The following is a 26166-nucleotide window of genomic DNA, read 5'->3' on the forward strand; positions in this document are numbered from 1 at the left end:
GCGCACCGCCGTCGCCGGTGGCGAGGTCGGCCAGGATCCTGCCCACGGCCGGCGTGAACTTGAACCCGTGGCCGGAGAAGCCGGCGCCGATGACAACCGGGCCGATCCGGTCCAGGACAAAGTTCTCATCCACTGTGGTTGTGTAGGTGCAGCTGATGTCGGTGAGGGAGTCGGGGTCGACGCCGGGCAGCCAGTCCCGGGCGTAGCGCTGCAGGGCTGCCCGCTGTTCGGGCTCCGGAGCGAACGTCCGCCGGTCCGGGTCCACCACCGGGCCCACACCGTGCCATCCGGCCTTGATGCCCTCGCCCGGCGTTGACATGCCATAGACGGGGGACCGCCAGTACGCGTACGCATCCCCGCGGCCGGGCATGTGGTTGAACCCCGGCCACACGGCGCCGTCGTCTGCGATGGCGAAGTGCGCGGGCTGTTCCTGGGTGACCGTCAGCCGGGGGAGGGGCAAAACGCCGGCCAGCAGCTTCGTGGTCCAGCCGCCGGCGGTGACAACGGCCTGCCTGGCGGAGAGCACCTCCGTGCGGCCGCCGGACTCCACGGTGAGCCGGACGCCGTCGTCGAGCACTTCCAGCTCCAGGACCTTCACATGATGGCGGATCTCGGCCCCGAGGCCGGCGGCGAGGCGCTGCAGCGCCGGCAACGCGGCGTCCGGGTTCAGCTGGCCGCCGTCCGCCATGTGCAGCACGCGCGTCTCGAACCGGATGCCCCGCCAGCGCTCGGCGGCTTCCTCGGCGGAGAGGAACTCCGCCCGGAGCCCGGCGGCAAGCAGCGCATTCCGGACCTCGGGCAGCCGCGGATCGGCGCCGTGGTTCACGACGCCGGTGCGCGCCAGCAGCCGCGCGCCGGAGTCCGTTTCCAGCTCGCGCCACAGCCGTGCCGCCTCGGCCAGCATGGCCACGTAGTCGCGATCCGCGTAGCCGGGGTTGAAGTTCCGGGTTGTGCCGTGGGAAGCCCCGTTGCGGTGGCCGGGCCCGAACTGCTCCAGCAGGGTCACGTCCCGGCCGCGCCGGGCCAGCGCCCACGCGGCGGCGGAGCCCATCGCTCCGCCGCCGATGACCACGGTGTCCAAAGTTGTCTTCAAGGGTTCCTCCTCCGGGGTGTGGTCCCGGCCCGCCCAGATAGGTCAGGCCAGACGGGTCAGGCCAGCAGCAGGGCCACGCCGATCATGGCCGGGACAGCTACCACCGTAGTGATCAACACGGTGTCCTTGGCTACTGTGACGCCGGTGCGGTAGCGGCTGGCCGCAACAAACACGTTTTGGGCAGTGGGCAGGGCTGCCGTGACGACGGCGGCGAACAGCGCCTGCTCCTGCATGCCGAGGACAAAGCGGGCAAACAGGTAGGCCACCAGCGGGTGGACAATGAGCTTGAAGCAGCTCGCCAGCAGCGTGTCCAGCCGGCGGCCGGCCGCCGCCTGCAGCGGCTTGGAGCCGTTCAGGCTCATGCCGAAGGCGATCAGCATGGCCGGGATGGCGGCCCCGCCGATCAGGTGGATGGGCTCCATGATCAGCGGCGGTACCTGCCAGCCGGTTCCGGCCACGACCAGACCCAGCCCGGACCCCACGATCATCGGGTTCCGCAGGATCATGAGCACGAACCCCAGCGGCGTGGTGCGGTGCGAGCTGGTGGTGGCATCCAATGCCATGAGGAACAGGGGCGTGAAGAAGGCCAGCTGGAAGATGAGCAGGGGTGCCACATAGCTGGCATCGCCGAGCACGAAGACGGCGATGGGAATGCCGAGGTTGGCCGAGTTGGCCAGGGACGCGCTCATGGAGGCGATGAGGGCTTCCGGCACGGGCCGCTTGAGCGCGAAACGCACAATGCCGAAGAACAGGACCGCCGTCGTCACGGCCCCCACCGCCGTCACGAGCAGCGGCGCGGCAAAGACGTCGTGGAGTTTCGCCTTGCTGAGGGTCTCGAAGAGCAGGGCGGGGCTCGCGACGAAGAACGTCAGGGCGCTGAGGACGGAGCGGGCGTTCTCGCCCAGGATGTTGCGCCGGCCTACGAACATGCCCACCAGGATGATGACCCAGACCACAAAGAACCCTGCCAATACCCCTAGCACGCGGTTCTCCGCAGCGTAGTGGGCGGGCAGCGGGTAAGGGTCACCGTTCCAGAGTAATCAGCTTTATTCCGCAGACCGTCCTATTACGCACGACGGCGTGCTGCCGCGCCTTGCGCACGCCTGCTGCGGCGTGCGGGAGGCGGGTGTGGGGCGGCTGCCGCTAGTTGAGCGCGGCGTTGTTCAGCGAGTGCGGCGGGCGCAGGAGGCCCGGCGTCATGCCCTCCGCAGGGTCGTTGCCGATCTGGACAATCTTGTTGTCCTGATCAACGTGGACCACCTTGGGGTTGTACGCCTTCGCCTCTTCCGTGGTCATCTGGGCGTAGGTAATGAGGATGACGATGTCGTTCTCGTGCATCAGGTGGGCGGCGGCGCCGTTGATGCCGATCACGCCGGAACCGCGCTCGCCGGCAATCGTGTAAGTCTCAAGCCGGGCGCCGTTCGTGACGTCGACAATCGCCACGAGCTCCCCGGGAAGAATGTCGGCCGCTTCCAGCAGATCCAGGTCCACGGTGACGGAACCGACATAGTGAAGGTCCGCGTGCGTGACCGTCGCGCGGTGGATCTTGGATTTGAATATTGTGCGATTCATAACGTCACCAGTCTAACGCGGGGCCACCGCACGCGCTGTGGCCCACCGCACACGTGCGGGCCTGTCCGCGCGGGCAGTCATGCTGGCAGTCACGCGGGCCGGTCCTCGTGGGCCGGATCGAGGGCGCCGGCAGCCGCCGCCGGCACGATTGATGCCGCCGTCACCGCCAGGATTTCGCGTGCTGCCAGCAGGGCGGGCCGCCTGGCACTCGATCGCCGCACCGAGGTGAACACTGTACGGTGCGGATTCCCGGGCAGGTCCAGGAGTTGCGCGCTGGTGCCGCGGCCGGTCCACACGAGATCGGGCATCAGGGCCACCGCATTTCCCGATTCGATCAGCCGGATCTGGGCCTGCAGGTCGGCGGTTTCAAAGCGGACGTCGGGCTCGAAGCCGGCGCTCCGGCAGGCTTGCTCGGCCCAGTGCCGGGAGGCCGCTCCGCGCGGTTCCATCACCCAGGGCAGTCCCGCGGTATCGGCCAGCGTCCTGATGGCGTCACGCCCGGTCGAAGCGGGCGGAACGGCGAGCCGGATGGCGTCGCGGGTCAGGGCCACGCGGTCCAGTTCGGCGTAGTGCGGGGCGGCATGGCCCGGGTACTGCTCCGCGATCACAAGGTCGAAGTCGCGGGCCCATGTCTCGTGAAGGGCGGTCTCCGGTTCCCGCTGGGTCATTTCCACCCGGACTTCCGGGTAGCTGGAGGACATCCTGGTCAGGGTGTCCGGCATGAGTGCCAGCGCGGCGGACTGGAAGACCGCAATCCGCACGGTACCTGTGACCGTGGTCAGCGACGCGGCCAGGTCCGCCTCCGCCTGCTCCAGGGTCTCCAGGAGCTGGGAGGTGTGGGCCACCAGGACTTCGGCCTGGGGCGTCAGCTGCACCCGGCGCCCGGTCTTGCGCAGGAGCTCCACTCCGGCCTCCTTCTCAAGGAGGGCCAGCTGCTGCGAGACTGACGACGGGCTGTACTGGAGCGCTTCGGCCACTTCGGCCAACGTGCCCCGGATCTTCAGTTCGCGCAACAGTCGCAAACGCCGGACGTCAAGCATCGCTATTCCTTTGTGAATTCTGATGGTTATTCGTTAAGAGAATTCACTTTATCTAATGCAATCAGCCTTGCATACTGTTGTCACTCGGTAACGCCCATCACAGGGTGGATTGATGGGCATCACACCTAAGCAGGAGGCCCTGATGGCTACACAGGATTCGGCACAGTCGATCATGCGGCGCAAGCCCATCGACGACATTGAAGAAGAAAACAAGCACAGCGGATTGCACAAGAGCCTGGGGCTCTGGCAGTTAACGGCCATCGGCGTCGGCGGCATTATCGGTGTCGGCATCTTCTCTTTGGCGGGCTTGGTGGCCCACGGCAGCGAGACCGAGCCCGGAGTCGGCCCGGCCGTGCTCATCTCATTCCTGATTGCCGGCCTGGCATCCGCCGCCGCGGCGCTGTCCTACGCCGAGTTCGCCGGCATGATCCCGCGGGCAGGCTCGGCCTACACGTACGGCTACGTTGCCCTCGGCGAGATAATCGGCTGGTTTATCGGCTGGGACCTGCTGCTGGAGTACATCGCCATCGTGGCCGTGGTGGCCATCGGCATCTCGGGCTACTTCGACGCGTTCCTCTCCGGCATCGGTATCCATATGCCCGCCTGGATGACCTCGACGCCGGATGAGGGCACGGGCGGCATCATCAACCTTCCCGCGATCCTCGTCTGCCTGCTGGTGACTTGGATCCTCTCCCGCGGCACCAAGACCTTTGGACGCTTCGAACTGATCGCCGTCGGCATCAAGGTGTTGCTGATCCTGTTCATCATCGGCCTGGGCGTCTTCTACGTAAACACCAACAACTACAACCCGTTCTTCCCCAGCGGCTTCGGTCCCGTGGTCGCCGGTTCCGCCACGGTGTTCTTCGCGGTGTTCGGCTACGACGCCATGAGTACCGCCGCGGAGGAGGCCACCGACGGCAAGAAGCACATGCCGAAGGCGATCATCCTCTCGCTGATCATCGCCATGCTGCTCTATGTCGCAGCCACCCTGGTGCTCACCGGCATGCAGAACTTCACGGAGATCGACCCCAAGGCCGGCTTCGCCTCCGCGTTCAACAGCGTCGGGCTGCCGGTGATCGCGACGATCATCTCCGTCTTCGCCGTCCTGTCCATCCTCACGGTGATGCTGACCTTCCTCCTCGGCGTCACCCGCGTCTGGTTCTCGATGAGCCGCGACGGCCTGCTGCCCGGCTGGTTCTCAAAGACGGACCAGCACGGCACACCGCAGCGCGTGACCTGGATTGCCGGTCTCGGGGCCGCAGTCCTGGCAGGCATCCTCCCGATCAAGGCCGTGGCAGACCTGACCAATATCGGCATCCTGGCCGCGTTCGTCGTCGTCTGCGTGTCGGTGATCGTGTTCCGCTACAAGAAACCCGACGCCCCGCGGACCTTCCGCCTGCCGCTGATGCCGCTGGTTCCGGCGTTCGGTGTGTTTGCCTCGCTGTTCCTGATGTTCCAGCTGCACTGGGAGACCTGGCTGCGGTTCGGCGTCTGGCTCGTGATCGGCCTGATCATCTACTTCAGCTACGGCCGCAAGAACTCGCTAATGAACCCGGACAGCCCGCGGCACGAGGAGATCGTGGAGATGCACCGCCCCCTGCCGTAACCACCCCACCTCCCCGTTGCGCTATCACTTATGGCTCCCATTCCCGGTGCTTCACACGTCTTAAGGCCCTGAAGTGATAGCGCAACGGGTTTTTAAGGTTTCGGGGTGGTTTCCGAACGTTCGGGCGGGAAAACAAAGCTTCGGTTTTTCTAACCGGTATTGCTCAGAAAACTTCGCTTTATCTTATGAAAATCCGGTCGCATACTGATTCATAAGAGGTCCACATTTTGAGAAAGAACGAGTTCCAGCCATGACCAACATCTCCACGGAGCCCGGCGCAATCACCGGAAACGCAGCAGGCAGCGCCGCAGGCAACGAAGCCACGCACGCCGCCGTTTCGGAAGGCTCTTCGGTCCTTGAGGCCGCAGCCCTCGCCGAGGACACCATCGCGCTGGTGCGCCACTGGCTCACCGAAGCCGCAAAGGTGCCCGTCGACGCCTCGGCCGAGCAGCTCGCCGGGGTCCTGAAGGACCCCAACGGCCTGGACTTCACGGTCGGCTTCGTCGACGGCGTCGTCCGCCCGGAGGACCTGCAGGTCGCCGCCCGCAACCTCGCCGCCCTGGCCCCCAAGGTCCCGGCGTTCCTGCCCTGGTACATGCGCAGCGCGGTCCGCCTCGGCGGCACGATGGCCCCGGTCCTGCCCCAGGTGGTCATCCCGGTCGCCCGCCGCGTGCTGCGTGAAATGGTCGGCCACCTCATTGTCGACGCCACCGACGCCAAGCTGGGCCCGGCCATCGCCAAGATCCGCAAGGACGGCATCAAGCTCAACGTCAACCTCCTCGGCGAGGCAGTCCTCGGCGAGCACGAGGCCTCCCGCCGGCTCGAGGGCACGCACACCCTGCTGTCCCGGCCCGACGTCGACTACGTCTCGATCAAGGTCTCCTCCACAGTGGCGCCGCATTCCGCGTGGGCCTTCGACGAGGCCGTGGAGCACGTCGTGGAGAAGCTCACCCCGCTCTTCACCCGCGCCGCCTCCTACGCCGCCGCCGGGCAGAAGGCGAAGTTCATCAACCTGGACATGGAGGAATACAAGGACCTGGACATGACCATCGCGGTCTTCACCCGGATCCTGGACAAGCCCGAGTTCAAGAACCTTGAGGCCGGCATCGTGCTCCAGGCCTACCTCCCGGATGCCCTGTCCGCCATGATCCGCCTGCAGGACTGGGCCGCCGCCCGCCGCGCCGACGGCGGCGCCGCCATCAAGGTCCGCGTCGTCAAGGGCGCCAACCTGCCGATGGAGCAGGTCGAAGCCTCCCTGCATGACTGGCCGCTCGCCACCTGGAACACCAAGCAGGACTCGGACACCAGCTACAAGCGGGTCATCAACTACTCGCTGCACCCGGACCGGATCCGCAACATCCGGATCGGCGTCGCCGGCCACAACCTCTTCGACATCGCCTTCGCCTGGCTCCTGGCCAAGCAGCGCGGCGTGGAGTCCGGCATCGAATTCGAGATGCTGCTCGGCATGGCCCAGGGCCAGGCCGAAGCCGTCAAGAAGGACGTCGGCTCCCTCCTGCTCTACACGCCCGTGGTCCATCCCGCCGAGTTCGACGTCGCGATCGCCTACCTGATCCGCCGCCTCGAAGAGGGCGCCAGCCAGGACAACTTCATGTCCGCCGTCTTCGAACTCAGCGAAAACGAGTCCCTCTTCGAGCGTGAGAAGCGGCGCTTCCTCGCCTCGCTCGCCAAGCTCGACGACGAGGTCCCGGCCCCGAACCGCCTGCAGAACCGCGCCCTCCCGGCCGCGCCGCTGCCGCACGACTCCTTCGAGAACACCGCGGACACTGATCCGTCGCTGCCCGTGAACCGTGACTGGGGCCGCGCCATCCTGGGCCGCGTGGCTACGTCGGCTCTGGGCAACGCCGCCGTCGAGGCCGCCACGATCAACGATGCCGCAACCCTGAACACGGTCATCGACACCGCCGTCGAGAAGGGCAAGGCCTGGGGCGCACTCTCCGGCGCCGAGCGCGCCGAAATCCTGCACCGCGCCGGCGACGTTCTGGAGGCCCGCCGCGCGGACCTCCTCGAGGTCATGGCATCCGAGACCGGCAAGACGATCGACCAGGGCGACCCCGAGGTCAGCGAGGCAGTGGACTTCGCGCACTACTACGCCGAGTCCGCCCGCAAACTCGACGACGTCGACGGCGCCACCTTCGTTCCGGCCAAGCTCACCGTCGTGACGCCGCCCTGGAATTTCCCGGTCGCCATCCCGGCCGGCTCCACCCTGGCCGCCCTCGCCGCCGGCTCCGCCGTCGTGATCAAGCCCGCCAAGCAGGCCCGCCGCAGCGGCGCGGTCATGATCGAGGCCCTCTGGGAGGCCGGCGTTCCCCGCGACGTCCTCACCATGGTCCAGCTGGGCGAGCGGGAACTGGGCCAGCAGCTGATTTCCCACCCGGCCGTGGACCGCGTCATCCTGACTGGCGGCTACGAGACCGCCGAGCTGTTCCGCTCCTTCCGCAAGGACCTGCCCCTGCTGGCCGAGACCAGCGGCAAGAACGCCATCATCGTCACCCCGAGCGCGGACCTGGACCTCGCGGCCAAGGACGTCGCGTACTCCGCGTTCGGCCACGCCGGCCAGAAGTGCTCCGCCGCCTCGCTGGTGATCCTCGTCGGCTCCGTGGCGAAATCGAAGCGTTTCCACAACCAGCTGATCGACGCCGTCACCTCCTTGAAGGTCGGCTACCCGGAGGATCCGGCGAGCCAGATGGGCCCGATCATCGAGCCCGCCAAGGGCAAGCTCCTGAACGCCCTCACCACCCTCGGCGAGGGCGAGACCTGGGCCGTTGAGCCGCGGAAGCTCGATGATACGGGCAAGCTCTGGAGCCCCGGCGTGCGCTCAGGCGTCCGCCGCGGATCCTACTTCCACCTCACCGAGTTCTTCGGCCCGGTCCTGGGCGTCATGACGGCAGAGACCCTCGAGGAGGCCATCGCGATCCAGAACCAGATCGAATACGGTCTCACCGCGGGCCTGCACTCGCTGAACACCGATGAGCTGGGGATCTGGCTGGACACCATCCAGGCCGGCAACCTCTACGTCAACCGCGGCATCACCGGCGCGATCGTCCAGCGCCAGCCCTTCGGCGGCTGGAAGAAATCCGCCGTCGGCGCCGGCACCAAGGCCGGCGGGCCGAACTACCTCGTCGGCCTCGGCGAATGGGTCAGCAAGCCCAGCACCGCCGCCGGCACGCCGGGCACTGCTCCCGCCCACTCCGGCGTCCGCCGGATCGAGGACGCGGCCAAGGGCTTCCTGACAGCCGACGAACTCGCACCGCTGCAGCGCGCGCTCGCCTCCGACGCCCGTGCCTGGGCCGAAGAGTTCGGCACCGCGAAGGACGTCTCGGGCCTGAGCGCGGAGCGCAACGTGTTCCGCTACCGTGCCCTGCCCGTCACCGTCCGCCTCTCGGAAGGCGAGCCGCTGGCAGGCCTGGTCCGGACCGTCGCCGCGGGCGTCCTGGCCGGGTCCGACCTGACGATCTCCACCGCCGTCGAACTGCCCGCCCAGCTGCGCGCGGTCCTGTCCGGGCTTGGCATCGCCGCCACTGTTGAGAACGACGCCGAATGGCTCGCTTCCGCCGGCACGCTCGCCGCGGCGGGCAAGCTTTCCGGCGCCCGGATCCGGCTGATCGGCGGGGACGCCAAGGCACTGTCCGAGGCCACGGGCGGCCGTCCGGACCTGGCGGTGTATGTCCACCCCGTCACGGAAGCCGGACGCGTGGAGCTGCTGCCGTTCCTGCACGAGCAGGCCATCAGCATCACGGCGCACCGATTCGGGACGCCCAACGACATCTCGGACGCCCTTATCTAGGCAGTTAGTCGTCTAGCCCGGGCGTGCTAAAACGCCATCGCCGCCGTGCAGGCACCGTCAGGTGCGGCACGGCGGCGACGGCGTTAAAGGGGGCCGCGCTGCGCAGTGTCAGTGGCGGCCGCAGTGTCAGTGGCGGCGGCAGCGGTGGTGGCAGTGTAAGTGGCAGTGACGGCGCCGAGCGCCGGGGCGTTAGACGCCGTGCCGCTTAGCCGAAGTACCAGCCCGGCGGCGCCCACGAAGCCGGGACCGCGTGGGCGGAAAAGTCATCGCAGCCCGAGCAGAAGTAGGTGACTTCGCCGAGCTTGCTGACGGAGCCGTCCCTTCGGTGCGTGGCCGGGACGAAGGTCTCCAGGTAAATGAACTCGTCCGTGCCGCAGTGTTCGCAGAACGGACTGGCAACATAGTCGGAATCCGCCAGGGTGGCCGGGTGAATGTCCCGGTGGCCCAGGCTGGAGTGCAATGCTGTGCCCGGGTGGTGCATGGCCGCTGCGGGGTGCGCCGGCGCGGTTCCCGGACGGGCGGCCTTGGGCGCGTGGGGAGTGGACAATCGGGGGTGGTTAATGGCTGGCATCATTGGCGGCCTATCCCGAACGCTCCGGCGCCAGCCACACGGCATCAGCGACGGACAGCGTTCGTTTTTCGAATCGTTGTCGCGGGCCACTTCTTGACCTCGAACGGTTGATCGTAAGTAGTGACAGGATAGATGAAGTACCTGCACCGTTCAATGGTCAAGTAAGTACTGCTCCCGTCCGGGTAGTCCGTCCCGTAAGTACCGTGGAAGGATCCGCGCCGGGACGCGGCCCGCCAGGGCAGCAGGCCGGGCGCTTCAGGCCGGGCGCTTCAGGGTCCGGCCAACGATCGCCTGCGTGAGGGCATCGATCACCTCGGTATTGGCCAGCGGGTTGCGGATGAGCGTGAAATCGACGTCGCCCACGGGCGGCAGATCGAAGCGGCGGGTGATGATTTTCAAGTCCTCCGGCACCAGGGAGGAAGGCATGACCGCCACCCCAATGCCGGCCCGGACGGCGGCCAGCACGCCGCTGATCTGCCGCGTGGTGCAGGTGATCCGCCAGGTGCGGCCCGTGGCCTCAAGGGCGTCGATCGCCAGCTTCCGGCTCAGGCTGGGGGAGGGATAGGCGATCAGCGGAACAGGATCGGCCGGATCCAGCGCGGTCTGCTCCAGGCCGACCCAGGCGAAGGCGTCCTGCTGGACCACGGTCCCGTCTTTGGCCCCCGCCACCCATTTCACGAAGACGAGGTCCAGCTGACCGGCGTTGAGGCGCTTGTAGAGCTGGTCGCTCTGGCCCACCGTCAGCTCGAGGTTGATCTGCGGGTAGATCTGCCGGAACTCCCGGAGGATGCGGGGCAGCCCGGTGATGGCGAGATCGTCGGCCGTGCCGAAGCGCAGGCGCCCGCGCATGGCGGATCCGGAGAAATAGCGGGCGGCGGAGTCGTGCGCGGAGAGGATGCTTCGGGCGAACCCGGCCATGGCATCGCCGTTGTCGGTCAAACGCACATCCCGGGTGTCCCGGGCAATCAGCACCCGCTTGGCGGCGGCCTCCAGCTTGCGGACGTGCTGGCTGACGGTGGGTTGGGCCAGGCCAAGGCGTTCCGCGGCCTTGGTAAAACTCAAGGTTTCGGCCACGGCCAGGAACGAGCGGAGCTGGGCGGGTTCGAACATCGGGGTCTCCCGGATCGGGTTCAGCAAACACCGCATTGCGTTTTGTAATGCGAGTTATGCCTGGAATAGGCTTCCATAATCTCTTGGGGCCAGCCTAGCGTTAAGTCCATCCCGCTCACCCGCTCATTTGAGGACTTTTCCGTGGCACCCCCTCCGCCGCTAGAGGCGAACGCAGCTTCCCTGCCGGACACCATCACCCAACCACTCGCCGTCGTCAACGAGCGCCTGCCCTGGCGCCACACATTCATTTCGCTGAAGGTCCGCAACTTCCGCATCTTCGCGATCGGGCACTTCGTCGCCGTGATTGCGCTCTGGATGCAGCGGATCGCCCAGGACTGGCTGGTGCTCCAGCTCTCCGGTTCCGTCACCGCCGTCGGCATCACCGTGGCCTTGCAGTTCCTGCCGTCCCTGTTCCTCGGCCCGTGGGCCGGCATGATGGCGGACCGCTTCGCGAAGCGGAAGATCCTCATGCTGTGCCAGTCGGTGGCAGCCGCGTTGGCCGCGGCCCTTGCCGTCCTGGCGCTCAGCCAGAGGATCGAGGTGGGGCACGTCTACGCGATCGCACTGGTGCTGGGCCTCGTGACAGTGCTGGACCAGCCGGCCCGTCAGGTGTTCGTCAACGAACTCGTGGGCCCCGGCTACCTGCGAAACGCGATCAGCGTGAACTCCACGATCTTCCAGCTCGGCGGCCTGATCGGTCCAGCGATCGCCGGGATCCTGCTGACCGCCGTGGGTGCGGGCTGGGCCTTTGCCGCCAACGCGGTGGCCTGCTGCTTCACGGTGGCCATGCTCCTGAGCCTGCGCAAGGACCAGCTGCATGTCAGCACGCCGGTCGCCAAGCGCCGGGGCATGCTGAGGGAAGGGCTGGACTATGCGCTCAGCAAGCCCACCATCTACTGGCCCTGGCTGATGGCCGGGTTCATCGCCGTGTTCGCGATGAGCCTGCCGGTGCTGCTGGCCGCGTTTGCCGACCACGTGTACGACGCCGGTGCCGGCGGCTACGGGCTGCTCAACACCCTCGTGGCGCTCGGTGCGCTGGCCGGTGCCATCACCTCGGCCCGGCGGCGAGCATTGCGGCTGCGCTCGGTGGTCCTGGGCGCCGGGATGTACGGGCTCATGCTGTGCCTGGCTTCCCTGGCGCCGTCGATGGTGTGGTTCGGCGCGGCCATGGTGCTGGCCGGGTTCTGGTGCCTGATGTTCCTGACCGCCGCCAACCAGCTGGTCCAGGTCAGCTCCAACCTGGCCATCCGCGGGCGGGTCATGAGCCTGTACATCATGGTGCTGATCGGCGGCCAGGCAATCGGCGGGCCAATGATGGGCTGGCTGGCCGAGCACGCTAACCCGCACACCGCTGTCCTGGTTTCCGGGGGCGTGCCGATGCTGGCCGCCGCGACTGTCGGCGTCGTGCTCGCCCGGCGCGGGCAGCTCATGCTCAAGGTGGACCTGAAGGACCGGCGCCGGCTGCTGCGGATCGTCCGGAACGAGGGCGGGCGGCCGGCAGCCGCCACGCCCTAGCTTTTCCGCACCGATTTCCACGCCGGTTTCCGCACCGAAAAAGGACAGCCGCTGCGTGGATCCACGCAGCGGCTGTCCTTTCGTCGCGGAAAACCGGGAGAGGTGCGGCAGTACTAGGGCGCCAGGGGGCGGTGGGGGAACTCCGGCTCCCGATGCTGGAACTGCAGCACGTCCGGGTTGAGGACCACGCCGTCGCGGATTTCTATCGCGCGGCGGATGGTCTCGTTCTCCGCCCAGGCCCCGGGGCCGGCGACCACGGTCTCGAGGAACGGCAGCAACGCCTCGCTGATTTCCCAGCTGGAGGAATTCCAGAGATAGGACGGGCTGTGGTCCACGGCGTAGTAGTCGATGTGGTGGCCCACCTGGAACATCGGCTCGGCGAAGGTGGTGGTTTTCGCCCAGCTGAAGCCCATGCCCTCGTCGCAGGACACGTCCACGATCAGGCTGCCGGGCCTGAAGGCGGCCAGGTCCTCGGTGCGCAGGTAGGTCAGCGGCGCGTTGGGGTCCTGCAGCGTGCAGTTGACCACGATGTCGCTGCCGGCGAGGAACGGCGCCAACGGCACGCGCCCGCGCTCGGTAATGACCTCGCTCAGGAAGGGTGCCTTGTCGTCGTGGTCGAACTGCGCGATCCGGACCGAGTGTATGGGCGAGCCAACCGCGGCGACCCCGCGGTTGGTCAGCACCTGAACATCGTGCACGCCGTGGGCATTCAGCGCCGTGACGGCGCCGCGGGCGGTGGCCCCGAAGCCGATCACGACGGCGCTCAGCCGGCGGCCGTAGTCTCCGGTGGAACCGGTCAGTGCCAGGGCGTGCAGCACGGAGCAGTAGCCGGCGAGTTCGTTGTTCTTGTGGAAGACATGCAGGCCGAAGCCGCCGTCGCTGGCCCAGTGGTTCATGGCCTCGAAGGCGATGAGCGTGAGCTTCTTGTCGATCGCCAGCTGGGTGATGGCCCGGTCCTGGACGCAGTGCGGCCAGCCCCAGAGAACCTGCCCGTCCCGGAGTTCGGCCAGGTCCTCGGGCTGCGGCTTGGGCAGCAGGACGACGTCGGCGTCCGCCAGCAGCTGCTGTCGCGGCGCGATGCGCCCCACGAGGGGCGCGAGCTCGGCGTCGGAAAGGCCGAAGCGCTCGCCGTAGCCTTCCTCGAGGATCAGCTGTTCCCGGATTTCCGGCGCGATGCGGTCCAGGTGCAGGGGGTGGATGGGGAGGCGTCGCTCATCCGGTTTGCGCGTGCTGGCGAGGATGCCGAGGGTGAGGTGGTTCGAGGAACCGGTCACTTCTTTTTGGGGCTCGCCGTCTTTGTGGCGGTCACCTTGTCCAGGGAGCTGGCCGGCGCAGAAGCGGCCCTCTTGTCAGCGCGCTTTTCCTTGATGGATTTGCCGGATTTCTTGGATGCTGCTTGACGGGGGGACTTGTCAGCCATGATTGCTCCTGTAGCGGAACCGAAGAGGTTCCTGACTTCTGACGATACAGGTAGCTACCTAATAGGAGCCCTGGGAGCGGCGCAAAGCGCGGGAGTGGATTGGAGCGGCTGACGGGAATCGAACCCGCGTATCAAGCTTGGGAAGCTAGCGCTCTACCATTGAGCTACAGCCGCAGTGGGGCCAGCCAGCGTGCTGGACTTTGCCCCAGTGAAACAACGAGATTTACCTTACCCCAGCCGCGGGCGTTCTCCGAACAGGTCACGCGGTCGAAATCGTGGGCAGCGCACTCCTCCGTTTGCCGGAGATGGTCGCTAACCGCTCCGCAGAGCGGCCATCTCCGTCAAACGGGCGGGGCCGGCCGGTCCCCAGCCCCCGACCAAGCGGGCAGCGGCTTCGCCGGACGCGGCACGGCACCGGTTCGCGGAGCGTCATGGCCGTCGGGGCGCGCAGACCTCTATAGCCTAGATCCATGACTGTTCTCCCGAGGGAAGGCCGACGGTGGTAGAAGACCCAGCGCCGCCGCTGGACGCCGACCCGGACGCCGAGCCTGCCGGCGGAAGCGCCGTTCCCCGGCTGACCCCGCGGCACCAGCAGCTAATCGTCACGATTTACGGCCTGTATGGGCGCTCAAACGGCGGCGCCCTGCCCGTCTCGGTGCTGATTTCCATGCTGGACGACCTTGGCGTCGAGTCGTCCGGGGTGCGCTCTTCCGTGTCCCGGCTCAAGCGCCGCGGTGTGCTGGAGAGTGTCAAACAGGGCGGCGTGGCCGCCTACCGGCTGGCCCCCAACCTGGAGGATGTCTTCCAGGAGGGCGACCGCCGCATTTTTTCGCCCCGGCGGGCGACGGCGGCCGACCGCTGGCTCCTCATCGCCTTCTCCGTCCCGGAATCGCAGCGCCACCTTCGCCACCAGCTGCGCAGCATGCTGACCCGGATGGGCTTCGGTTCCGTGACGCCCGGGCTCTGGATTGCCCCGGGCAACACCTATGAGGACATCAGGCACCAGCTCGAGCGGACAGGGCTGATGGAATACGTGGAGTTCTTCAAGGCGGAGCACCTGACCGCCGAGGACGTCAAGGACAAAGTCTCCCGATGGTGGGACCTTCCGGCACTTGAATCGCTTTACGCGGAGTTCATCGAACGCTTCGCTCCGGTGCTGGAACGCTGGGAATCGGCGGGCGCGCCGGCGTCCGGGCCCGACGCCGACCGGGCGGCCTTCGCGGACTACGTCCAGCTCCTCACCCAGTGGCGCCGGCTGCCCTATCTGGATCCGGGCCTGCCCGAGGAGTTCCTGCCGCCGGGCTGGCACGGGCTGACCGCGGAGCGGATCTTCGCGGAACTGCACCGTCTCCTGAACGGCCCGGCCCGCCAGCATGCCGAACGGCTGCTGGGGGCCACGGGAAGTTCCGCTACCGCGTAGTAGTCCTAGCCCTGGCCTGACACGACGGCGATGGCCTGGATTTCGATCAGCGCCTCGGCCTGCCAGAGCCGGGTGACGCCGACGCCGGCCATCGCGGGATAGTCGGTGCCCGCCATCTCGCGCCAGATCCGCCCGATTTCGCGGCCGTTCTTCTGGTAGTCCTCGACGTCGGTCAGGTAGATGGTGACGTTGACCAGGTCCGAGGGCATGCCCCCGGCCTCAGCCAGCGTGGTGAGGACATTGGAGAAGCACTGACGGAACTGCTCCACGATGCCGCCGGGAACAATGGTGCCGTTGCTGTCCATGGCCGTCTGGCCGCCCAGGAACACGGTGTTGCCGGCCAGGATGCCGTGGGCGAAGCCGGAGGGCTTGGCCAGGGCTGCGGGGTTGATGACCTTGTGGTTCATGGTGGCTCCTCGTTGAGTCGGCGGTATTGAGTCGGCGGTGCTTTTGGTAAATGCGAGGGTAACTACGGGCCGGTCGGCGCCGGCCGTTGACCGGATCCGGAACCGGAACGGGTCTACCCAAACCGGTGAATCCGTGTTAACTTGAGCATATGTGACGACCGTAAAAATGTCGACATACCCTCGTTGGGGATGGCGCAGTGGACACGTCACCGGAATCGGCAAAGGGGCCGGTTCCGCCGTCGAACCGGAAGTGAAGAAACATGCGCCTTGCGACCGTTATTACGGCAGCCCGCGACGCCAGGGGCGGCCCTGCCACCCGCGCCGCCGTGCAGTCCGGGGACCGGTTTGTGCTGCTGGCCGCACAGGACCTCAGCGAACTGCTGGGAAGCGCCGGCTGGCGGGAGCAGGCAGCTGCAGCCGTTGCCGCCGCGGAAACCGCTGGCGGCCTCCCGGGTGAGTCCATCCCCGTAAGCGCCGCCCGGTTCGCCACCGTGCTGCCGCGCCCGGCCAAGGTCATCTGCTGTGGCCTGAACTACGCGGACCACATCGCGGAAATGGGCCGGGAGCTGCCGGAATACCCCACCCTGTTCGCCAAGTACGCGGACACCCTGATCGGCGACGGCGAGGTCATTGACGCCGCCGGGCACGGCGCCCGGCTGGACTGGGAGGCGGAGCTGGCAGTCGTCGTCGGCGCCCCGCTCAAGAATGCCTCGCCGGAGGAAGCCTCGGCCGCGATCGCCGGCTACACCGTGGCGAACGATATCTCCATGCGGGACTGGCAGAGCCGCACCCTGCAGTGGTTCCAGGGCAAGGCCTTTGACCGCACCACCCCGCTGGGTCCCGTACTTGTGACCCCGGACGAGTGCGACCCCGAGGCCGGCGTCCGGGTCCGTTGCCTGGTTAACGGCGAAGAGGTCCAGAACGGCAACACCAGGACACTCGTCTTCACCGCGGCCGCCCTGCTGTCCTATATCTCCACCTTCACCCGGCTGAGCCCCGGCGACGTCATCTTGACCGGCACCCCCGGCGGTGTCGGCATGGGCGCCGTCCCGCCCCGCTTCCTGCACGACGGCGACGTCGTCACCACCGAGGTCGAGGGCATCGGCACGCTCACCAACACGGTCCGTCTCTGACGCCACCGGCTCACACGCACCCCACACTACCCAGTGGCGGCAACCCAGGCTGCCGCCGACAGAGAGGAATCACCATGACCGAACAGATCGCAGATCAGCTGACAGCGCAGGTTGTCCCCGTCGTGACCCGCAGGGGTGCTGAGCACCGCGACACCGGCCAGTCCGGCGGGGCCGTCCGGATCTCCGGTGTCAGCCAGCAGCACACCCCTGCTACAAAGATTTGGTACGGCCAGGTCAGCAACGAACCCGGCTACCGCTCCTTCCCGCACCACCACGGCGAAGCCGAGACCGGCGGCTACGTGCTGCGCGGCCACGGCCGGATCTACTTCGGCGAGGACTACAAGGAGTTCATCGACATGACCGAGGGCGACTGGGTTTTCGTCCCGCCGTACATGCCGCACGTGGAAGCCAACATGAGCATCACCGAGGAACTCGTCTGGCTCACGGCCCGCACCCCGGAAAACATTGTGGTGAACCTCGAGGACGTCGACGACTCCGTGCTCGCCGGGTACCGCCGGGCATGACTCCGACGTCGGAGATCCTGCTGTCCGCCCTCGAGCTGACGCCGATCGAACCGGAGTTCCTCGACGAGGCCTACACCGCCACGACGCAGTACGTGCCGTGGCCCAAGGCCTACGGCGGAGACATGGTGGCCCAGGCCGCGGCTGCAGCGATGCGCTCGGTGGGGGATGACCGCTCGCTGCACTCGATGCACAGCTACTTCATGCGGCCGGCGGACATCGGCGCCGAAGTCCGCTACGAGGTGGAGCGGCTCCGCGACGGGCGGGGCTACTCCACCCGGCAGGTCCGCGCCTACCAGGGCGGCAAGACCGTCTACGTGGCCATGGCCTCCTTCCACGCGGAGGAATCCGGCGAGGAATTCGCCCGTGCCATGCCGGCCGGGATCCCGGATCCGGAGTCGCTGCCGTCCTCCGCCGACGTGCTTGACGGCGTCGAAGGCGACGCCGCGGCCTACTGGTCCGGCGGCCGCAGTTTCGACATGCGGCATGTGCCGGGCGCCGTCTACCTCAGCGTTGAGGGGGAGCAGGTGCCGCACCAGGCAGTCTGGGTCAAGGCCTTCGACCGGCTCCCGGATGACCCGGATCTGCAGCGCGCGGCGCTGGCCTACGTCTGCGACTACACCATCCTGGAACCGGTGCTCCGGGTGCACGGCTACGCATGGGGCGATCCGGGCCTGGTCACGGCCAGCCTGGACCACGCCATGTGGTTCCACCGCGAAGGCCGGGTGGACGACTGGCTGCTGTACGTCCAGGAAGCAGTCTCCGCCCAGGCCAGCCGCGGCCTGGCGCAGGGCCACTTCTACGACCGGCAGGGCCGGCTCCTGGCCACCGTGGTCCAGGAAGGCATGATCCGGATGTCGACTGCTCCGTAACTGCCCTTTTGGGCCGCCATGACGGCCGTTACGGAGCAATCGATGAGCCGTTCCACCTCTTAGCTGTGACCTCTTAGCTGTGACCTCTTATCAGTGACCTCTTATCAATGACGATACGAAAGGTTTGCCATGGAACTGACGCCCTCGGCGCACCAGGACACCTTCGCGCGTGACAATCTGCCGCCGGCAGAGCAGTGGCCCGCGCTGGAGTTCACCCTCCCGGAACTGCAGTACCCGCAACAGCTCAACGCCGCCGCCGCGCTGATTGACGACGCCGTCCGCAGCTTCGGTGCCGAGCGCCCGGCCCTGCTCACCCCGGACGGCAACGCCTGGAGTTACGGTGAGCTGCAGCGCCACGCCAACCAGGTGGCCCAGGTCCTGGTTGAGGATTTGGGGGTGGTCCCCGGGAACCGGGTGATGCTCCGCTCGCCGAACAACCCGTGGCTCGTCGCGGCCTGGCTTGGCGTGCTCAAGGCCGGCGCCGTGGTGGTCACGATCATGCCGGCACTGCGCGCCAACGAGATCCGGACCCTGCTGGAGCTGACCGCACCGGCCGCCGCCCTGTGCGACAGCCGGTTCCTGGACGACCTCGCCGAGGCAGCCGGAAACGACGTGCCGGTGCTGGCCATGGGGGGCAGCACCGGCACGGACCTCACCGCCCGCTGTGCTGCCAAGAGCGGCGAGTTCAGCGCCGTCCCGACCGCCGCGGACGACGTCGCCCTGCTCGGCCCGACGTCGGGCACCACCGGAACGCCGAAGATCACCATGCACTTCCACCGCGACATCCTCGCCAACGCTGACACTTTCGCCCGGCACATCCTTGCGCCGACGCCGGAGGACGTCTTCGCGGGGTCCCCGCCGCTGGCCTTCACCTTCGGGCTGGGCGGCCTGGTGGTCTTCCCGCTGCGCTTCGGGGCCGCCTCGCTGCTGACCGAACGAGCCACCCCGCTCGAACTGGCGCAGGCCGTGCACGCGGCCAAGGCCACCATCCTGTTCACCGCACCGACGGCCTACAAGGCGATCCTCAAGGAAGGCGCCGAGGGGCTGCTCGCCAGCCTCCGCACGGCAGTCTCAGCCGGTGAGCACCTGCCGGCCGAGACCTGGCGCGCGGTCCATGAACGCACCGGCCTGAAGCTGGTCAATGGCATCGGTGCCACCGAAATGCTGCACGTCTTCATCTCCGCGGCCGGGGAGGACATCCGCGCCGGCGCCACCGGCACGGCCGTCCCCGGCTACCGCGCCACGATTCTGGACGACGACGGTGGGGAACTCGGCCCGGACGCCGTCGGACGCCTCGCCGTGATCGGGCCCACCGGCTGCCGCTACCTCAACGATTCCCGCCAGCTGGACTACGTCGTCAATGGCTGGAACGTCACCGGCGACACCTTCCGCCGGGACGAGGACGGCTACTTCTACTACCAGGCCCGCTCCGACAACATGATCGTGTCCTCCGGCTACAACATCGGCGCCCCGGAGGTGGAAGCCGCGATTGACCAGCACCCGGACGTGATGGAAAACGCCGTCGTCGGCAGGCCCGACCCGGACCGGGGCAGCGTGGTCTGCGCCTTCATCGTGCTGCGCGATGGCGTCGAGGCCGATGACGCGAAGCGCAAGGAAATCCAGGACTTCGTCAAGCGGACCATCGCCCCGTACAAGTACCCGCGGCAGGTGAACTTCGTTGACGGACTGCCCCGCAACCCCAGCGGCAAACTCCAGCACTTCCGGCTGCGCGAGCAGCTGGCCGCTGACGCCGCCACCCCCGAACACCAGAACGCCTGAGAGGCACCACATGAAAATCGCAATCATCGGCGGCGGTCCGGGCGGACTGTACTTCGCCGCCCTCATGAAGCAGCTGGACCCGAACCACGAGGTCACCGTCTGGGAACGCAACGCCGCAAGCGACACGTTCGGCTTCGGCGTCGTCTTCAGCGACGAGACCCTCGGCGGAATCGGCAACGCGGACACCGTGATCGCCGAGTACATGTCCGAGCGCTTCGCCCGCTGGACCGACATCGACATCCACTTCAAGGGCGGTCAGCACACCGTCGGCGGGCAGGGCTTCGCCGCCATGAGCCGGAAAGAGCTGCTCGAGCTGCTGCAGCGCCGCTGCGCCGAACTCGACGTCGACCTGCGCTTCAGCACGCTGGCGCCCGACGTTGAGGAACTCAGCCGGGACTACGACCTGGTCCTCGCCGCGGACGGCCTGAACTCCGCCGTCCGTTCCCGCTTTGCAGAGGTGTTCCGGCCCAGCCTGGACGTCCGCAAGTCCAAGTACATGTGGCTGGGCACCGACCTCGTCTTTGAGGCGTTCAAGTTCTTCGTCAAGGACACCGAGCACGGCGTCATGCAGATCCACGGCTACCCGTACTCGGACGAGGGCAGCACCTTCATCGTCGAAATGCACGAGGACGTGTGGCGCAACGCCGGATTCGACGCCACCGAGCACCAGGTCTTCCGGCCCGGCGAAAGCGACGAGGCGGCCGTCGACGCGATCCGTGCCATCTTCGCCGAAGAGCTTGAGGGCCACGAAGTCCTGGTCAACAACTCCAAGTGGCTCAACTTCACCACGGTCCGCAACGAGTCCTGGCGGCACGGCAACATCGTGCTCCTCGGCGATGCCGCCCACACCGCGCACTTCTCCATCGGCTCCGGCACCAAACTGGCCATGGAGGACTCCCTCGCCCTGGCGGCCTGCCTGCACGAGCACGCCGAGCTTGAGGCCGCCCTGGCAGCCTACGAAACCGAGCGCCGGCCGGTGGTCGAATCCACCCAGCGGGCAGCCCAGGCCTCGCTGGAATGGTTCGAGAACATCGGAATGTACAAGGACCAGAACCCGGTGCAGTTCTGCTTCAACCTGCTCACCCGCAGCCGCCGGATCACCTACGACAACCTCAAGCTGCGCGATCCCGAGTTCGCGGCCCGCGTGGATGAGGAATTCGCCCGCACGCAGGGCATCGCGTCCAGTGCCCCTGCCATGTTCCAGCCGTACCGGATCGGCGGGCTGGAGCTGAAGAACCGGATCGTCGTCTCCCCGATGGACATGTACTCCGCCACCGACGGCGTCCCGGGCAACTTCCACCTGGTCCACCTCGGGGGCAAGGCCCTCGGCGGCGCCGGCCTGGTCATGACCGAGATGGTCTGCGTCTCCGAGACCGGCCGCATCACGCCGGGCTGCAGCGGCCTCTACAACGAGGCCCAGCAGGAGAGCTGGCGCACGATCGTCGAGTTCGTACACGAGCGCTCGACGGCGGCCATCGGCGTCCAGCTTGGCCATTCCGGCCGCAAAGGCTCCACCAAACTCATGTGGGAAGGCATCGACGAACCGCTTCCCGAGGGCGGCTGGGAGCCGGTGGGCCCCTCGGCTATCCCGTACGGCCCCGGCAGCCCGGCGCCGCGGGAAATCAGCCGCGCTGAAATGGACCGGGTCCGGGACGAGTTTGTCGCCGCCGCCGTCCGTGCGGCCGCCTCGGGCTTCGACCTGCTGGAGCTGCACTGCGCGCACGGCTACCTGCTCTCCTCGTTCCTCTCGCCGCTGGCCAACCGGCGCAGCGACGAATACGGCGGACCGCTGGAGAACCGGCTGCGCTACCCGCTGGAGGTATTCGACGCCGTCCGCGCCGCCTGGCCGGCGGACAAGCCGCTGACCGTGCGGCTTTCGGCGACGGACTGGGCCCCCGGCGGCAACGACGAGCACGACGCCGTCGCGATTGCCCGGGCGTTCGTGGAGCACGGCGCCGACGGCGTGGACGTCTCCTCCGGCCAGGTGGTCAAGGAGGAGAAACCAGCCTACGGCCGCAGCTACCAGACGCCGTTCGCGGACCGGATCCGGCAGGAAGTGGCGCACAAGGCAGGCGTCGCGGTGATCGCGGTGGGGGCGGTGTCCTCCTACGACGACGTCAACTCAATCCTGCTGGCAGGCCGCGCGGACCTCTGCGCCCTCGGCCGTACGCACCTGTTCGATCCGCAGTGGACCCTGCATGCGGCGATCGAGCAGGACTACCGGGGGCCCGGCGCCGCCTGGCCGCAGCAGTTCCGGGCCGGAAGCCGGAAGCCACCGGCGGCGCGCACCGACGCGGTCCGGCCCCGGCTGGCGCTCGTGCGGGAGCCGGAGGCCGCCGAACTGCCGACGCACCTGCGCTGGACGCCGGCCAAGGTGCCGGCGTCGGTCTAGCGCCGGTTGGAGGGCCGCTGCCCGGGCCCAATGCCCGGTGCCGCAAAGGCGCGGTGCCGGGCAGCGTCCGGACGGGTTAGTCCCGGCCGGAGGCCTCGCGGGCGGTGACCTTGGCCGTCAGCTCCGCCGGCCACGGGGTGGCGGCCGTGCCGCCCTGGGCCACATGGGCGGTGACGAAGGACCCGTGGGCGGCAAGGGCGCGGGGTTCGCCGCGGAACGGCTCGCCCCACACTTCAAAGCTGAACGTCATGGACGTGCGGCCGATTTTCTCCACCACTACGGTGGTGGTGACCTGCTGGCCGAAGTACAACTTCGCCCGGTAGTTGACCTCGTGGCGAACCCGCGGGGCCGTCGGGAAATACTCCGGCAGATCCAGGTCCCGGAACAACTTGGCCTCGCAGGCCTCAACAAAGCGGAGCACCGCCGAATTGTGCTGGTGCCCCGCGGCATCCGTATCCACCCATTCGATGGTCCGTTCCAGAGTCGCCGTCGTGGCCGTGCACGGAAGGGACTGGGTGGGGTTCATGGATGCCGCCTGGAAGTTCGAAGAGCAGTCAGCAGCAGTGCGGCACTCAACCAGTGCAGTACTCAACCGGTGCATTACTCAATGGAAGGTAAGTCCATGGTAGTAGCTTCACACATTTCCCCCGGCACCTTTGAAGCCTCCCGCGAGCCCGTCGAAGCGGCACGGGACACGGCCCGGGACACAGACGGGGCTCCGGCGCAGCAGGCAGCCGGGACGGTCGCCCAGCTGGTGGGCCGGACCCTGGCGGAGCTCGGCGTCGGGCATGTCTTCGGCGTCGTCGGCAGCGGCAACTTCGAGGTGACCAACGCCCTGCGCCTGGCCGGGGTGCCCTTCACCGCCGCCCGGCACGAGGGCGGCGCCGCCACAATGGCCGACGCCTACGCCCGGATGTCCGGCCGGGTGGGCGTCGTGAGCACACACCAGGGCTGCGGGCTGAGCAACGCCGTCACCGGGATCGGGGAAGCCGCCAAGAGCCGCACGCCGCTGATCGTGCTGACGGCCGACACCCAGGGATCCGCTGTCCGCTCCAACTTCAAGATCGACCAGGACGCCCTCGCCCGCAGCGTCGGAGCCGTGAGCGAGCGGATCCATTCCCCGGCCACCGCCGTCGCGGACACCCTCCGGGCCTTCCGCACCGCCCGGAACGAACGCCGCACCGTGGTGCTCAACCTGCCCCTCGACGTCCAGTCCGCCCCGGCGCCGGCAAGCGCACGGGCGGCAGCGCACCCGGCCGCCGTCGCCGAAGCCCAGCCGGTCCGCCCCGCCGCCCCCAGCGTCCGGCGCCTGGCACACCTGATCAACGCCGCGGAGCGCCCGGTCTTTGTGGCAGGCCGCGGGGCAAGGAATGCGCGGGAGGAACTGCTCAGCCTTGCCGCCCACGCCGGTGCCCTCGTGGCCACGTCCGCGGTGGCGAACGGGTTGTTCCACAACGAGGAGTTCGCCCTCGGGATCTCGGGCGGATTCTCCTCACCACTGAGCGCCGAGCTGATCCAGGGCGCCGACCTGATCGTCGGCTGGGGCTGCGCCCTGAACATGTGGACCATGCGGCACGGCCACCTGATCTCGGACGGGACCGCCGTGGCCCAGGTCGACGTCGAGGACTCCGCGCTTGGTGCCAACCGGCCCATCGGCCTGGGCGTGGTGGGGGATGCCGCGCTGACAGCGGCGGATGTCCTCACGGAGCTGCGGACGCTCCAGCCGGCCCCGGCGCAGCGGTACCGCACCGCGCGGAACGCGGCGGCCATCGCAGAACGCTCGCGCTGGAACGACGTCGAAACGCCGGACCTCTCCGGCGGCGGACGGATCGATCCGCGGGAGCTGAGCCGCGAACTGGACGCCATCCTGCCGGCGGAGCGGATCGTCTCGATCGACTCCGGCAACTTCATGGGCTATCCCAGCACCTATCTGAAGGTCCCGGACGAGTTCGGGTTCTGCTTCACGCAGGCCTTCCAGTCGATCGGTCTCGGGCTCTCCACCGCGATCGGGGCTGCGCTGGCCCGGCCGGACCGGCTGCCCGTGCTCGGTGCCGGGGACGGCGGCTTCCTGATGGGCATCAGCGAACTGGAGACCGCCGTCCGGCTGGAGCTGCCGCTCGTCTGCATCATCTACAACGATGCAGGCTACGGGGCGGAAGTCCACCACTTTGGCGCGGGAGCTGCGGACGGTAACGGTCCCGCCGTCGGCCCCGCCGTCGATCTGAGTACCGTGACCTTCCCGGACACGGACATCGCCGCGATCGCCCGGGGCTTCGGCGCGGACGCAGTGACGGTCCGCAGCGTGGCGGATCTCGAGGAGGTCCGCGCCTGGGTGCGCGAGAGGCCCGCCCGCCCGCTGGTCATCGATGCCAAGATCTCGTCCGACGGCGGCGCCTGGTGGCTCGCCGAGGCGTTCAAGGGCCACTGACGCCGGCCGGATAATACCTGACGATCGTTACGTAAACGATATATGCTGACTTGTTTACTGTCGGAATCAAAGCGTGACACAGTGGGCACAGCATGTGAGCCACCGCACAAATCCCCATGAAATCTCAACGAGAGGTAGATCCATGACGCAGTCAATGTCGACTGAGTTGCGCAACGAGGCCACGACCCGCTGGAAGGGCCACGCCGTCCTCATCCTGTGTTTCCTGGCCATCGTCTTTGATGGCTACGACCTGGTGGTCTACGGATCCACCGTCCCCACGATCCTGAAATTCCAGGAATGGGGCGTCACCCCCGCGCAGGCCGGCCTGATCGGCAGCCTCGCCCTGGTGGGCATGCTGGTCGGCACGCTCTCGGTCGGCATCCTGACAGACAAGCTGGGCCGCCGCCGCATCATGCTCGCCTGCATCGCGTGGTTCTCCATCTGCATGCTGCTCACGGCCTTCGCGCCGTCCGCCGAGGTGTTCGGCTTCCTGCGGTTCCTGACAGGCCTGGGCCTGGGGGGCATTGTGCCGACCTGCATTGCGCTGACGGTCGAATACGCCCGCAAGGAGCGCCGCCAGATCGCCAACGCGGTGATGTTCAGCGGGTACTCCGTGGGCGGCGTCGGCGCCTCGCTGCTTGCCATCAACCTCCTGCCGCACATCGACTTCCGCTGGATGTACGCCATCGGCGCCCTGCCTCTTCTCACCCTGCTCCCCGTCGCCTGGAAGGTCCTGCCCGAATCGGTGGCGTACCTGGCCCGCAAACAGCGCATCGAAGAAGCCAGGGCCACCGCGGACCGCTACGGCCTGGTCTACTCGGACATCGTCACCGCAGAGGACGTCAAGACCGGTGCCGAGGCGCCGAAGTCAGCCATGAAGACCCTGTTCACCCGCAAGTGGCTCCGCTCCACCGTCCTGTTTGCGCTCGCGAACTTCTGCGGGCTGCTGCTGGTCTACGGGCTGAACACCTGGCTTCCGCAGATCATGCGCCAGGCCGGCTTCCAGCTCGGGGATGCCCTGACGTTCCTGCTGGTCCTCAACGCCGGCGCGATAGTCGGCTCCATCAGCGCCTCCGTGCTGGCGGACAAGATCGGCATCCGCAAGGTGGTCACCGGCTCCTTCATCCTGGCCTTCGTGGCGATCCTCATGCTGAGCCTCCAGCTGCCGCTGGCGATGCTGCTCGTCATTGTCGCCTTCGCCGGCCTCGGCTCGGTGGGAACCCAGATCCTGGTGGGCGGCTACTGCGCCACCCACTACCCGCAGTCCCTGAGTGCCACCGCCCTGAGCTGGTCCCTGGGCATCGGACGCATCGGCGCCATCTGCGGGCCGCTGATCGGCGGGCTGATTGCCGGGATGGCCTTCGGCTGGCAGCTCAACTTCTACATGTTCGCAGCGTTCGCCGTGATCGGGGCCATTGTGGTGTTCTCGGTGCCGAAGCTAACCGAAAAGTAGTCCCTGTAGCAGCCCCTGCGAAGCAGTCA

General features: G+C 67.8%; 21 protein-coding genes and 1 tRNA gene. 11 read left to right on the forward strand and 11 right to left on the reverse strand.

The window, feature by feature from the left end:
• The 4 genes from LQV16_RS06455 to LQV16_RS06470 form a co-directional block, all read right to left on the reverse strand.
• Positions 1 to 1093 (reverse strand): FAD-dependent oxidoreductase (locus tag LQV16_RS06455; protein ID WP_229993085.1); only part of this gene is annotated, 1093 nt, incomplete at its 3' end.
• Between the two features lie 56 nt (positions 1094 to 1149).
• A complete protein-coding gene (locus LQV16_RS06460; RefSeq protein ID WP_229993086.1) occupies positions 1150 to 2076 on the reverse strand; it encodes an AEC family transporter in 927 nt (308 codons plus the stop codon).
• A 160-nt stretch (positions 2077 to 2236) separates the two neighbouring features.
• Positions 2237 to 2665: an aspartate 1-decarboxylase gene (gene panD, locus LQV16_RS06465; protein ID WP_229993087.1), complete on the reverse strand. Its 429-nt coding sequence runs from the start codon at positions 2663 to 2665 to the stop codon at positions 2237 to 2239.
• Positions 2666 to 2754: 89 nt separating this feature from the next.
• Entirely contained in the window at positions 2755 to 3705 is a 951-nt protein-coding gene (locus LQV16_RS06470; RefSeq protein WP_229993088.1) for a LysR family transcriptional regulator, read from the reverse strand.
• Between the two features lie 142 nt (positions 3706 to 3847).
• Between LQV16_RS06470 and LQV16_RS06475 the strand changes: the two genes are divergently transcribed.
• The gene (locus LQV16_RS06475) at positions 3848 to 5311 is read left to right on the forward strand and encodes an amino acid permease (RefSeq protein ID WP_229993089.1); all 1464 of its coding nucleotides are present in this window, start codon (positions 3848 to 3850) and stop codon (positions 5309 to 5311) included.
• A 250-nt stretch (positions 5312 to 5561) separates the two neighbouring features.
• Entirely contained in the window at positions 5562 to 9116 is a 3555-nt protein-coding gene (locus LQV16_RS06480) for a bifunctional proline dehydrogenase/L-glutamate gamma-semialdehyde dehydrogenase (protein ID WP_229993090.1), read from the forward strand.
• Between the two features lie 205 nt (positions 9117 to 9321).
• On the opposite strand, the gene LQV16_RS06485 is transcribed toward LQV16_RS06480, so the two are convergent.
• A complete protein-coding gene (locus LQV16_RS06485) occupies positions 9322 to 9663 on the reverse strand; it encodes a hypothetical protein (RefSeq protein ID WP_229993091.1) in 342 nt (113 codons plus the stop codon).
• Between the two features lie 279 nt (positions 9664 to 9942).
• Positions 9943 to 10797, reverse strand: coding sequence for a LysR substrate-binding domain-containing protein (locus LQV16_RS06490; RefSeq protein ID WP_229993092.1), 855 nt, complete (start codon positions 10795 to 10797; stop codon positions 9943 to 9945).
• Positions 10798 to 10938: 141 nt separating this feature from the next.
• Between LQV16_RS06490 and LQV16_RS06495 the strand changes: the two genes are divergently transcribed.
• The gene (locus LQV16_RS06495) at positions 10939 to 12312 is read left to right on the forward strand and encodes an MFS transporter (RefSeq protein ID WP_229993093.1); all 1374 of its coding nucleotides are present in this window, start codon (positions 10939 to 10941) and stop codon (positions 12310 to 12312) included.
• Positions 12313 to 12425: 113 nt separating this feature from the next.
• On the opposite strand, the gene LQV16_RS06500 is transcribed toward LQV16_RS06495, so the two are convergent.
• The 3 genes from LQV16_RS06500 to LQV16_RS06510 form a co-directional block, all read right to left on the reverse strand.
• A complete protein-coding gene (locus LQV16_RS06500) occupies positions 12426 to 13586 on the reverse strand; it encodes a N(5)-(carboxyethyl)ornithine synthase (RefSeq protein ID WP_229993094.1) in 1161 nt (386 codons plus the stop codon).
• Positions 13583 to 13732, reverse strand: coding sequence for a hypothetical protein (locus tag LQV16_RS06505; protein ID WP_229993095.1), 150 nt, complete (start codon positions 13730 to 13732; stop codon positions 13583 to 13585). Before LQV16_RS06505 ends, LQV16_RS06500 begins: the two co-directional genes overlap by 4 nt.
• Positions 13733 to 13832: 100 nt before the next feature.
• Positions 13833 to 13906: transfer RNA gene (locus LQV16_RS06510), tRNA-Gly, on the reverse strand.
• A gap of 325 nt (positions 13907 to 14231) precedes the next feature.
• Between LQV16_RS06510 and LQV16_RS06515 the strand changes: the two genes are divergently transcribed.
• Entirely contained in the window at positions 14232 to 15152 is a 921-nt protein-coding gene (locus tag LQV16_RS06515; RefSeq protein WP_229993096.1) for a PaaX family transcriptional regulator C-terminal domain-containing protein, read from the forward strand.
• Between the two features lie 5 nt (positions 15153 to 15157).
• Here the strand turns inward: LQV16_RS06515 and LQV16_RS06520 are convergent, their stop codons facing one another.
• Positions 15158 to 15559, reverse strand: coding sequence for a RidA family protein (locus LQV16_RS06520; protein WP_229993097.1), 402 nt, complete (start codon positions 15557 to 15559; stop codon positions 15158 to 15160).
• 260 nt (positions 15560 to 15819) lie between these two features.
• On the opposite strand from LQV16_RS06520, the gene LQV16_RS06525 reads away from it, so the two are divergent.
• The 5 genes from LQV16_RS06525 to LQV16_RS06545 all read left to right on the forward strand — a co-directional run bounded on the left by LQV16_RS06525 (position 15820) and on the right by LQV16_RS06545 (position 22256).
• Positions 15820 to 16692 carry a fumarylacetoacetate hydrolase family protein gene (locus LQV16_RS06525; protein WP_229993098.1) on the forward strand — a complete coding sequence of 291 codons (873 nt, stop codon included), beginning with the start codon at positions 15820 to 15822 and terminating at the stop codon, positions 16690 to 16692.
• A 74-nt stretch (positions 16693 to 16766) separates the two neighbouring features.
• Positions 16767 to 17216, forward strand: a complete 450-nt coding sequence (locus LQV16_RS06530; protein WP_229993099.1) for a cupin domain-containing protein — start codon at positions 16767 to 16769, stop codon at positions 17214 to 17216.
• On the forward strand, positions 17213 to 18085 hold the full coding sequence (locus LQV16_RS06535) for an acyl-CoA thioesterase II (protein ID WP_229993100.1): 873 nt from the start codon (positions 17213 to 17215) through the stop codon (positions 18083 to 18085). Before LQV16_RS06530 ends, LQV16_RS06535 begins: the two co-directional genes overlap by 4 nt.
• Before the next feature lie 129 nt (positions 18086 to 18214).
• Positions 18215 to 19864 (forward strand): AMP-binding protein, encoded by a 1650-nt coding sequence (locus tag LQV16_RS06540; protein ID WP_229993101.1) that lies wholly within the window; start codon positions 18215 to 18217, stop codon positions 19862 to 19864.
• Between the two features lie 10 nt (positions 19865 to 19874).
• Positions 19875 to 22256 (forward strand): bifunctional salicylyl-CoA 5-hydroxylase/oxidoreductase, encoded by a 2382-nt coding sequence (locus LQV16_RS06545; protein WP_229993102.1) that lies wholly within the window; start codon positions 19875 to 19877, stop codon positions 22254 to 22256.
• A 76-nt stretch (positions 22257 to 22332) separates the two neighbouring features.
• On the opposite strand, the gene LQV16_RS06550 is transcribed toward LQV16_RS06545, so the two are convergent.
• Positions 22333 to 22782: a thioesterase family protein gene (locus tag LQV16_RS06550; protein ID WP_229993103.1), complete on the reverse strand. Its 450-nt coding sequence runs from the start codon at positions 22780 to 22782 to the stop codon at positions 22333 to 22335.
• 96 nt (positions 22783 to 22878) lie between these two features.
• On the opposite strand from LQV16_RS06550, the gene LQV16_RS06555 reads away from it, so the two are divergent.
• Together LQV16_RS06555 and LQV16_RS06560 are read left to right on the forward strand one after the other, a co-directional pair.
• Positions 22879 to 24684, forward strand: a complete 1806-nt coding sequence (locus LQV16_RS06555) for a thiamine pyrophosphate-binding protein (protein WP_229993104.1) — start codon at positions 22879 to 22881, stop codon at positions 24682 to 24684.
• Between the two features lie 142 nt (positions 24685 to 24826).
• Positions 24827 to 26137 carry an aromatic acid/H+ symport family MFS transporter gene (locus LQV16_RS06560; protein ID WP_229993105.1) on the forward strand — a complete coding sequence of 437 codons (1311 nt, stop codon included), beginning with the start codon at positions 24827 to 24829 and terminating at the stop codon, positions 26135 to 26137.
• The last annotated feature ends 29 nt before the right edge of the window (positions 26138 to 26166 follow it).

Origin of the sequence: Arthrobacter sp. Bi26 (genome assembly GCF_918697925.1) — a bacterium.
GTDB lineage: Bacteria > Actinomycetota > Actinomycetes > Actinomycetales > Micrococcaceae > Arthrobacter.

Bases quoted from the DNA above. Each gene is read 5' to 3' on its own strand.
- panD (WP_229993087.1), bottom strand. From the start codon at position 2,665: ATGAATCGCACAATATTCAAATCCAAGATCCACCGCGCGACGGTCACG.
- LQV16_RS06470 (WP_229993088.1), bottom strand. From the start codon at position 3,705: ATGCTTGACGTCCGGCGTTTGCGACTGTTGCGCGAACTGAAGATCCGG.
- LQV16_RS06475 (WP_229993089.1), top strand. From the start codon at position 3,848: ATGGCTACACAGGATTCGGCACAGTCGATCATGCGGCGCAAGCCCATC.
- LQV16_RS06480 (WP_229993090.1), top strand. From the start codon at position 5,562: ATGACCAACATCTCCACGGAGCCCGGCGCAATCACCGGAAACGCAGCA.
- LQV16_RS06490 (WP_229993092.1), bottom strand. From the start codon at position 10,797: ATGTTCGAACCCGCCCAGCTCCGCTCGTTCCTGGCCGTGGCCGAAACC.
- LQV16_RS06505 (WP_229993095.1), bottom strand. From the start codon at position 13,732: ATGGCTGACAAGTCCCCCCGTCAAGCAGCATCCAAGAAATCCGGCAAA.
- LQV16_RS06520 (WP_229993097.1), bottom strand. From the start codon at position 15,559: ATGAACCACAAGGTCATCAACCCCGCAGCCCTGGCCAAGCCCTCCGGC.
- LQV16_RS06525 (WP_229993098.1), top strand. From the start codon at position 15,820: ATGCGCCTTGCGACCGTTATTACGGCAGCCCGCGACGCCAGGGGCGGC.
- LQV16_RS06530 (WP_229993099.1), top strand. From the start codon at position 16,767: ATGACCGAACAGATCGCAGATCAGCTGACAGCGCAGGTTGTCCCCGTC.
- LQV16_RS06535 (WP_229993100.1), top strand. From the start codon at position 17,213: ATGACTCCGACGTCGGAGATCCTGCTGTCCGCCCTCGAGCTGACGCCG.
- LQV16_RS06540 (WP_229993101.1), top strand. From the start codon at position 18,215: ATGGAACTGACGCCCTCGGCGCACCAGGACACCTTCGCGCGTGACAAT.
- LQV16_RS06545 (WP_229993102.1), top strand. From the start codon at position 19,875: ATGAAAATCGCAATCATCGGCGGCGGTCCGGGCGGACTGTACTTCGCC.
- LQV16_RS06550 (WP_229993103.1), bottom strand. From the start codon at position 22,782: ATGAACCCCACCCAGTCCCTTCCGTGCACGGCCACGACGGCGACTCTG.
- LQV16_RS06555 (WP_229993104.1), top strand. From the start codon at position 22,879: ATGGTAGTAGCTTCACACATTTCCCCCGGCACCTTTGAAGCCTCCCGC.
- LQV16_RS06560 (WP_229993105.1), top strand. From the start codon at position 24,827: ATGACGCAGTCAATGTCGACTGAGTTGCGCAACGAGGCCACGACCCGC.